This window comes from Microbacterium sp. ISL-103 (genome assembly GCF_018613995.1).
GTDB lineage: Bacteria > Actinomycetota > Actinomycetes > Actinomycetales > Microbacteriaceae > Microbacterium.
The window spans coordinates 1-5151 of sequence record NZ_JAGGPD010000474.1; the positions used below are offsets into that span (position 1 = coordinate 1).

The following is a 5151-nucleotide window of genomic DNA, read 5'->3' on the forward strand; positions in this document are numbered from 1 at the left end:
CGAAGGAGTGGCTGAAGTTCGGAACCGGGTTGCCCGTGGTGATGTCGAAGGCGAACACGTTGTTCGCGTCGATCTCGCCGGGTCCGCCGACGGCGACCCCCGGCGGGCGGGCCTTGGTGAAGCTGCCCGTGACGTACACGGTGTTGCCGGCGACGACCTGGCTCCAGACGACGCCGTTGATCTGCCAGGTGGGCAGGACATCGGCGGTGACGGTGTCGGGCTGGCCGGGCGTCTCGGCGGATGCCGACTCCGCGGGCAGGGCGATGAGGGCGATCGTGGCGAGCGCCGTCGCCGCGGTGGCGATCGCGGCGATCACGCGGCGAAGACGGTCTGCTCCGCGGGCGGTGCGTGTCATGGAGGTTCCTCGTGGTGAGAAGCGGTCGAGTCGAGTGATGGCGGACGGGCTCGTGTATGACATGTCAGTCGAGCCCTCCGCGGAAGACGGCGGAGGTGTGATCGCCGTCGAAGTCGACGACCAGCGTGACCTCGTCGCGAGCATCTGCGGGAATCGCGAAGGCATAGGCGGCGGTCGCGCTCTTGCCCGCGGCGAGCACACCGGCGAAGTCGGTGGCTTCGGCCTCGGCGGCGTAGACGCGGACCGCGGCCGTTCCGCTCGCATCGAGCAGCGTCAGCACCGACGTGCCGAGGTCGATGGCCTCGGACGAGTCGTTGTCGACGGTGATCGTCAGACGCGCGTACTCCCGATCCGGGAAGCTTCCCGGCCCCTGCGACGTCTCTGCCGCGAACGAGACGTCGTCGATCGTGACGCTGACACCGTCGTCATACGACACGGCATCGGAGATGTCTGCGGGATCCGCCTTCACGCTCGGGGCGCCTGAATGGCCCGCCCTCTCGATCTTCGCGACCGGCTCGTCGGCAGACGGCCCCTCGGACCCACCCGGGGCGTCAGCGCCCGCGGTCGGGTCAGGAGCGGGAGTCGCCGACGATGTCGTCGTCGGCTCCGTTCCGCTCGGCGGCTCGCTGCTGCCGCTGCAGGCGACCAGACTCACGCAGAGCGCGAGGGCCGCGATGGACATGCATGTACGCGCAATCACCATGATTGTCGATTCCCCAGATTCCCCAATCAGGGTTGCCGACGTCGACCCGTTTCAGAACGGATCAGTCAGCGAGCGTCATCCCCAAATGACACTATCCCCAGTGAGCGCGATCCTATCATGTCCACCGAAAGGGGGACAAGAGGCCTGTGGACAAACTTCTCTGGACGTTCAGCCGCGAAGCGCGGCCTGGATTCCGGCCGAGTAGCGCGCGGTCGAGAACGCCTCGGCGACAGCGGAGGAATCAGAGAGCGCGAGCCGCGCCTGCGCGGGCCAGTCGTCGATCTTGGCGGCGATCGACGCGGCCAGCTCTGCTGCATCGCCGGGTGCCACCAGTGTCGCGCTCTGAGATGCGCTGACTGCTTCGGGCAGCCCGCCGACCCTGCTCACGACCGCGGGACGCGCGGCCAGTGCCGCCTCGACCGAGGTGTTGCCGAACGTCTCGTCGACGAGCGAGGTGATCACCGAGATGTCGGCTCGGGCCAGGTCGTCCCACACCGATGACTTGAACCCGAGGAAGGAGACCCGGTCGCCGAGGCCCCGACGCTCGATCTGCGCATGCAGCTCTTCGAGATAGGCCTCGTTCCCGGGGAACACCGCGCCGACGACGTCGAGGCGCACGTCTCGGTGATCATCCACGAGGATGCCGAGTGCGTCGACCGCCACATGCACGCCTTTTCGGTGTGACAGGCGGCCGACGTAGAGGAGGCGCGTCGGTGCGGTGAGTTCGGTGCGCGGTGGCACGACCGCGAGCGGGCCGGGAACGGCATTGTGCACCACCACCGTCCGTGCGCGCACCCGAGGTGCTGCCTCTGCGAGAACGCGTCGGGTGAAGTCGCCGTTCGCGATCACGCGGTGGGTGAACACGAGCGGCAGGTAGAGAGCGCGCCGCAGGATGCCTGAGACGGAGCCCTCACCCTCGTGCACATGGCACACCGTCAGCCGTCTGCTCCATCGGGCGAGCGCGATCCACAGTGGGGGAGTGATCGTGTTCACGATCACGGCCCCGGGGTCGACGCGACGGATCAGGCTCAGGCCCGGGCCGATCGACCTCACGGCCGTGACGAACAGGCTGATCAGACCGCGCGGGCTCAGCAGTCCTTTGCGGACGATCGGCGGCGAGCACCCGACGACCCCTGCCCCGGCGTCGTCGAGGAGCGGCACCAAAGGGCCCGAGGTCGGAACGGTCACGACGACGCGTCGCCCCGCGCCGACGAGCGCGCGAACCGTCTCGAGCACCATCCGGTCCGAGCCGTAGAGGTCGGCGCCGGGGTTGGCGATCAGGACGACATTCGGATCCCCCTTGGGCATGTCAGCGCTGCGGCCAGTATTCGTCGACGAGGCTCACCGTCGAGGCGATGTTGGCGCGGCTGGATGCGCCGAACACGATCGACTCGAGGTTCGGCAGGCTCGTGACCCACTCGATCGCCTCGCGGGGAGGGATCGCGCCGCTCGCGTACACCGACATCGCGACCGCGCGGAACGGTCGCTTCTCCATCGCGTCGCGGTAGGCGTCGACACCGCCCGACATGCGGAAGCCGAGCTTGTTGATGTTCGAGCACACGATCGGGTTCTCGACCCCCGCCTTGTCGAGGTCGTCGAGCAGACGCGGCAGGTTCATGGTGATGAAGCCGGGCTCGGCGTTGTAGCGCTTGCGCACGTGATCGGCGAAGATGCGGAACGCGTCGGTGAAGCCCAGACCCGACAGCAGATCGACGACCACGTTCTGCAGCCAGATGACAGGGGTGTCGAGCCCCTCGAACATCTTCATCTCGGCGTCGATGAGCAGCGTCGTCACGCCTTCGATGTCTTTCCGGGCGAGCGACGACGTGCCTCGGGCGATGCTGTCGAGAAGCCCCTCTTCGGGGAGGAACTTGCGGATCGCGCCGAGGAATCCGTCTTCCGTCACCGCGTTCGCGTACTTGTGCGCATACGGCATGCACGGGAAGAACGTCATGTCGGCGTAGCGGTCGGGGTGGGTGCGCACGTGGTCGGTGACCTCGGCGATCCGATCGTGCGTGGTGCACATGAAGGTGTGCACGCCTTCGTCGTAGGCGGCGTCGAGCACGCCCATGATCGCGTCGGTGTCCTGGAAGCGCATCTGCTGCGCCCGCGCTTTCTCCTCCGACATGTGATTGACGCCGAAGAACTGATTGTCTCCGAACAGCAGGCGGTCCATCGTGCGAGTGGATGTCGTCATGGTCATTTCCCTCCACGCAGGGCGCTCAACGCTGCCGCGATGCGCCCCTTCGGTGCCGTGTTCACGGCGAGATCGGATGCTGCTTCGGCGGTCAGACGCGATCCTTCGCGCACCGCATCCTCGCTGATCATCGAGATCACCCTGTCGGTGACCGCTGCCGAGGCGAAGTCGTTGATCCCGGCGGAAGCGCCGGCCTGCGCACGCTGCACGAACGAGTCCAGCTGAGCGCTGTACTCCTCGCCGCGCAGATAGAACCAGGGCGCCTCGGTGAGGTCGGTCGTGTACCTGACGTTCCAGCCGACCCGGTATCCCTCGGGGATCGTCGCGGTGTCGCGCAGGTAGACGTGGATCTCCTGACGGTCGGCGTAGATCCGGCCGTTCGTGCCCCAGAGGGTGATCTTGGTCGTCATCTTGCGCTGCGATTCATCGGACCAGTTCGAGATGATCTGCGCGGTGCCGGTCGGATAGTGCAGCGTGCTCGCGACGGCATCGTCGATCTGTGCCGAGAAGATGCTCGTCAGCTGGCTGCCACTCACCGACTCCGGCGTGCCCAGGTACCAGGTGAGCAGGTTGAGCGGGTGTGCGGCGTAGTCGTAGAGGCATCCTCCGCCGGTCGCGCGCTCGCTGCGCCAGGTGCGGCCGGCGGGCTTCAGCACGACGGGGCCGTACGCCTCGGCGAGGGCCGTGTTGACGGTGCCGATGGCGTCGAGGTCGAGCAGGCGCTTGACCTCGCTGAAGGCGCCGACGAAGCGGTTGTGATACCCGACCTGCGTGACGAGTCCCTTCTGCTCGGCGAGGGCTGAGAGCTCGATGCTGTCGGCCGGATCGATTACGAGCGGCTTCTCGCAGAACACGTGGATGCCGCGCTTGAGCGCATTCCGGATCATCCCGGCGTGCAGATGAGTCGGAGTCGCGATGATGATCGCCTGCGGGCGAGCCTCATCGAGCATCTTGTCGAGATCCTTGTAGGTGGTGACCCCGGTGTACTTCGCCAGGATGTCGAGCAGGTACCCGGTCGCGTCGCACACCCCCACGAGGTTCACATCGGGGTGCGCCTTGATCATCGAAAGATGGGAGAGCCCCATCTTCCCGAGTCCGACCACTGCGACATCGATCATGCGTTTGCCCCTGTCTGCTGCTTCTTGTCTGCGTGCCCGCGCCGCGCGAGAGCGGTTCGGAGCGAATGCTCGTACTCGGCGCCGATCTTGGCCCATGTGAACTCGGCATGGAACCGATCTCGGCTCGCGGCGCCCATGCGCCGCCGTCTGCTGTCATCGAAGAGCACGTCGTCGAGCAGGCCGGCGAGATCGTCGGCTCCGGTGAAAAAGGCGTTGTCGGGCCCTGCGACCCAGGTGTTGTAAGGGTTGTCGTGAGCGATGACGGCGTTGCCCGCGGCCATCGCCTCGACGAGAGAGGGGTTCGTGCCGCCCACGGTGTGACCGTGCAGGTACAGCGCGGAGTGGAAGCGGAGCGACTGCATGCGCTCCGGTTCGAAGATGGCACCGGGGAAGAGGACCTCATCCGAGGCCGCCGCCCGCACGGCCACGTGGTACGGGTCGTCGTCTCCGTAGGGCCCCACGACCACGAGCGGCATGCCGCGCTTCTTCGACGACCATGCCTTCACGATCTCGAGCACGGAGTTCTCGGGGATCGGCCGGCAGACGATCATCGCGTACCGGTCGGGCTCGAGTCCCAGCTCTTCGATCGGCCCGGTGGGCGCGTCGACGACCTCGTGCGCTCCGTAGGTGATGGTCTGCACCCGGCGGGTGCCGAAGTGCCGGCGGAGGTAGGTCGCGATCACGGGGTGGTCGGCGATCAGCACGTCGCCCACGAGCCCGGCGAGGCCCTCGTTGGCCAGCAGGATGCCCTGCTTGACCACGCCCCAGCGCTTGCGGG

The 5151-nt window shown here is 67.1% G+C and carries 5 protein-coding genes and 1 pseudogene; all 6 read right to left on the reverse strand.

From position 1 onward, the window contains the following. Positions 1–355, reverse strand: a pseudogene (locus J7E68_RS16155) (hypothetical protein); the annotation flags it as partial. 64 nt (positions 356–419) lie between these two features. Next, positions 420–1037, reverse strand: coding sequence for a DUF4352 domain-containing protein (locus J7E68_RS16160; protein WP_215174314.1), 618 nt, complete (start codon positions 1035–1037; stop codon positions 420–422). 189 nt (positions 1038–1226) lie between these two features. Beyond that, positions 1227–2366: a glycosyltransferase gene (locus tag J7E68_RS16165; protein WP_215174316.1), complete on the reverse strand. Its 1140-nt coding sequence runs from the start codon at positions 2364–2366 to the stop codon at positions 1227–1229. A gap of 1 nt (position 2367) precedes the next feature. Next, on the reverse strand, positions 2368–3255 hold the full coding sequence (locus J7E68_RS16170; RefSeq protein WP_251049075.1) for a hypothetical protein: 888 nt from the start codon (positions 3253–3255) through the stop codon (positions 2368–2370). A 2-nt stretch (positions 3256–3257) separates the two neighbouring features. Then, a complete protein-coding gene (locus tag J7E68_RS16175; RefSeq protein WP_215174319.1) occupies positions 3258–4373 on the reverse strand; it encodes a Gfo/Idh/MocA family protein in 1116 nt (371 codons plus the stop codon). After that, on the reverse strand, positions 4370–5151 hold a 782-nt coding region (locus J7E68_RS16180), incomplete at its 5' end, for a glycosyltransferase (protein ID WP_215174321.1). The genes J7E68_RS16175 and J7E68_RS16180, both read right to left, overlap by 4 nt.

Bases quoted from the DNA above. Each gene is read 5' to 3' on its own strand.
- J7E68_RS16160 (WP_215174314.1), bottom strand. From the start codon at position 1,037: ATGTCCATCGCGGCCCTCGCGCTCTGCGTGAGTCTGGTCGCCTGCAGC.
- J7E68_RS16165 (WP_215174316.1), bottom strand. From the start codon at position 2,366: ATGCCCAAGGGGGATCCGAATGTCGTCCTGATCGCCAACCCCGGCGCC.
- J7E68_RS16170 (WP_251049075.1), bottom strand. From the start codon at position 3,255: ATGACGACATCCACTCGCACGATGGACCGCCTGCTGTTCGGAGACAAT.
- J7E68_RS16175 (WP_215174319.1), bottom strand. From the start codon at position 4,373: ATGATCGATGTCGCAGTGGTCGGACTCGGGAAGATGGGGCTCTCCCAT.